3 protein-coding genes are annotated in these 3638 nt (G+C 63.2%); all 3 read right to left on the bottom strand.

Annotation, left to right across the window (positions count from 1 at the left end; all coding sequences use genetic code 11):
- Positions 1 to 770, bottom strand: a 770-nt coding sequence (locus Q0J74_RS10735) for an amino acid--tRNA ligase-related protein (RefSeq protein ID WP_297214472.1), incomplete at its 3' end; no start/stop codon positions are given.
- 50 nt (positions 771 to 820) lie between these two features.
- Positions 821 to 1756 carry an S-layer homology domain-containing protein gene (locus Q0J74_RS10730; protein ID WP_297214470.1) on the bottom strand — a complete coding sequence of 312 codons (936 nt, stop codon included), beginning with the start codon at positions 1754 to 1756 and terminating at the stop codon, positions 821 to 823.
- Positions 1757 to 1816: 60 nt separating this feature from the next.
- Positions 1817 to 3205 carry a histidine--tRNA ligase gene (gene hisS, locus Q0J74_RS10725; RefSeq protein ID WP_297214468.1) on the bottom strand — a complete coding sequence of 463 codons (1389 nt, stop codon included), beginning with the start codon at positions 3203 to 3205 and terminating at the stop codon, positions 1817 to 1819.
- Positions 3206 to 3638: the final 433 nt, after the last annotated feature.

Raw genomic sequence — 3638 nt, 5'->3', positions numbered from 1 at the left:
AGCACGGCGAACACGTCCTCCTGTCCGGCAAAGGCCATCTCCATGTCCAGCTGGTAGAACTCGCCGGGGGAGCGGTCTCCCCGGGCGTCCTCATCCCGGAAGCAGGGGGCGATCTGGAAGTACTTGTCGAAGCCGGAGGCCATCAGCAGCTGCTTAAACTGCTGGGGGGCCTGGGGCAGGGCGTAAAATTTGCCGGGGTGCTTCCGGCTGGGTACCAGGTAGTCCCGGGCGCCCTCGGGGGAGGAGGCGGTGAGAATGGGGGTGGTGATCTCCAAAAAGCCGTGGTCGATCATGGACGCGCGCAGGGCCGCCACCACCTGGGAGCGGAGGATGATGTTCCGCTTCACCGCCGGGTTGCGCAAATCCAGATAGCGGTAGCGCAGCCGCTGGGTCTCGTCGGCCTCCCGGCTGCGGTTCACCTGGAAGGGCAGCTCGTTGTGGCGGCAGCGGCCCAGCACCTCAATGCGCTCCGGCACCACCTCAATCTCCCCGGTGGGCAGCTTGGGATTCTTGCTGTCCCGCTCCCGCACCACGCCGGTGACGGCGATGGCCGACTCCTTGTTCAGGGCCTTGATGGCCTTTACCATCTCCTCGCTCTCCGCCACCACCTGAGTGGTGCCGTAGAAGTCCCGCAGCACCAGAAAGCCCAGGTTGGCCCCCACTTCCCGGAAGTTCTCCAGGAAGCCCGCCAGGGTGACGGCCTGGCCCACATGCTCCATCCGGAGCTCCCCACAGGAATGGGTGCGGTAGTGGGTACGCACGTTGTCCATGAAAATCAACTCCAAATCGTAATTAAGAGATTCAATATAACAAAATGAAATCAGGAGTGGCCCTTGATGTCCAGGTAGCGGCTGTAATACACCTGCACGTCGAAGTTCTGGTAGAGCTGGGTGCCGTCCTTTTTGGACACCCCGAAGTGAGCCAGGGCGGTGTCCTTCACGTAGTCCAGAAACGCCACCCCGTCCACGGTGTGGAACCAGTTGAACTCCATACCGGCGGCGGCGCAGTCGGCCTCCAGGCCGTCAATAAGGCCCTGGACATAGGGCAGATAGGCCCCGGCGGTGGTGCCGCCCGTAAAGAGCACGTCGGTGGGCTTCAGCCCGGCGGCGGTAAAGGGGGCGTAGTCGGCGGGGGTGAAGGTCTCCCGCAGCTCGGGCCGGGCCACCCGGGCCACCAGGGCGGCGGTCTCCGCCCGGGTGAGACTCTTGTCCGGGGCAAAGCTGCCCCAGGCGTCCACCCCGGTGAGGATGCCGGCATTGTAGAAGCGCAGCACCGTCTCATCCCCGGTGTCGGGCAGGGCGGTGATGGTGTTGATGGGGGAGAGCATGTCCGCCGGGATTACGCCCCCCATGAGGGTGAGCAGCTCCAGCCGGGTGGCGCCCTTCTCCGGATCGGGTACGTCCATGCCCAGACGCTCCAGGTAGGTCACGTAGGAGAAGTACCAGGGCAGGGTCTCGCCGGGTTTGGGGTCGGCCATGGGAATGGCGTCCCCGGTGATGGCCTCGTTCATCCGGGCGGCAATGGCGGCCACCTCGCCCACGGTGAGGATTTTGTCGGGGGAGAAGCCGGTGTCGGTGCCGGTTATCAGCCCCACCTCATAGCACACCCGGGCCGCGTCGGCGTACCAGGCGGTGCCGGCTACGTCGGCGTAGCCGGGATAGGTGTTTTTATCGGGGAAAGCCTCCTCCGGGGTTACGGCGGCGGCGCAGCCCGCCGTCAGGGCGGCGGCCAGCATGAGGGCGATGAGTTTCTTCATGGAACATTCCTCCTGGTCATGGTAGTGGCCTTTAGACGAAAGGAAGGGGGGAAAGTTCCGTCAGTCCTGGGACGGGTCCAGATGGTACTTCTCGGCATAGTAGGGCTTGTCCACGATGGGAGTTCCGCCGGACAGGGCGGTTACGGTCTCCCTTACCAGGGCCACCGCTTCCTCGGGGGTGAGGGTCTGCTGCTCCCCAGAGCCCAGGTTCTTCACCGTCACCTTGCCCTGCTGGATCTCGTCCTCCCCCAGGAAGGCGGCAAAGGGAATGGACAGCTTGTCGGCGTAGGACAGCTTCTGCTTGAATTTCTTCTTTTCACAGTGGAGCTGCGCCCGTACCCCCGCCTCCCGCAGGGCGGTGGCGAAGGAGATAGCGGGGGAGAGGTCCTCCGTCATGGGCAGGATGAGCACGTCGGCGGGGGCGGTGTTCATCTCCCCGTTCAGGTAGCCCTGGGCCTCCAGTACCGAGAACAGACGGGTCAGACCAATGGAAATTCCGACTCCAGGGAGTTTTTTATCAGCATAATATTCCGCTAAGTTATCATACCGTCCGCCGGAGCAGATGGAGCCCACCTCCGGGTGGTCCAGCATGACGGTCTCATACACGGTGCCGGTGTAATAGTCCAGGCCCCGGGCGATGGTGAGATCCACGGCGAAGTGGTCCTCCGGCACCCCGAAGGCGGACATATACCTGACCACCGTCTCCAGCTCGGCCACGCCCTGGTCAAACAGCTGGTTTTTGCCCTGGAAGGGGGCCAGGGCGGCCATGGGGTCGGCGGCGGCCAGCAGGGCCAGCAACTCGCCGGCGGCCTGGCCGGGTACGGCAAAGTCGTCCACCAGGATGGCCCGCACCTTTTCCGGGCCGATCTTCTCCAGCTTGTCGATGGTGCGCATCACGTCCCCGGCCTGCGCTTCCAGGCCCAGGACCGCGAAGAGGCCGTTTAACACCTTCCGGTTGTTCACCCGGATTTTGAACCGGTGGAGGCCCAGGGCGGTGAAGGTCTTGTAAATGATGGCGGGGATCTCCGCCTCGTTGACGAGGTCCAGGGCGCCGTCTCCGATCACGTCGATATCCGCCTGATAAAATTCCCGGTAGCGGCCCTTCTGCGCCCGCTCCCCCCGGTAGACCTTGGCGATCTGGAACCGGCGGAAGGGGAAGGTGAGCTCGTTCTGGTGGAGGGCCACGTACTTGGCCAGGGGTACCGTCAAATCAAACCGGAGGGCCAGGTCGCTGTCCCCCTTTTGGAAGCGGTAAATCTGCTTTTCCGTCTCGCCGCCGCCCTTGGCCAGCAGCACCTCCGCCGCCTCCACCGCCGGGGTGTCCAGAGGGGTAAAGCCATAGAGGGAGTAGCTTTTGCGCAAAATGTCCACCATCCGGTCAAACTGAACCTGCCGGGCGGGCAGCAGCTCCATAAAGCCGGAGAGGGTGCGGGGTTTTACCTGAGCCATAGTAACGCTCCTTTGTCGAGTAATTAAGGCTGCTGCCCGCCCTCCGCCGCAGGTGCGGCGCCAAGGGTTTTGCGCAGCAAAACCTTGAAATAGGCCGAATTCACTTCGGCCTATTTGAGTGAAATCCGGGGACCCCGGCGGGTCAGCGGCCCGCTGGGGCCAGCAGCTCCATAAAGCCGGAGAGGGTGCGGGGTTTTACCTGAGCCATAGTAACGCTCCTTTGTCGTATCTTGAAATGCGGGCCGATGGGGCATCGGCGCCGAAAAAGGCGCTCCCGTCCCTTGTCACGGGACGAAAGCGCCTGCTTTCGCTGTGTGGGCGGTAGTCCGCATGCCATCGTATGCCAAAAACGGCCAAATGTCAATGAATTTCCGCAAAATCAGGCGGTAAAAGGCTTTGTCTTGGGATTGACGATATCCCGCCAGTCCAGATC

This window comes from uncultured Flavonifractor sp., from assembly GCF_944387675.1.
GTDB lineage: Bacteria > Bacillota > Clostridia > Oscillospirales > Oscillospiraceae > Flavonifractor.
The sequence above is the reverse complement of the archived record's forward strand: the minus strand, read 5'-3'. Positions and strand labels throughout refer to the sequence as shown.

What these genes read in the sequence shown, in the direction of transcription:
- Q0J74_RS10730 (WP_297214470.1), bottom strand. Translation starts at nt 1,756, where the DNA reads ATGAAGAAACTCATCGCCCTCATGCTGGCCGCCGCCCTGACGGCGGGC.
- hisS (WP_297214468.1), bottom strand. Translation starts at nt 3,205, where the DNA reads ATGGCTCAGGTAAAACCCCGCACCCTCTCCGGCTTTATGGAGCTGCTG.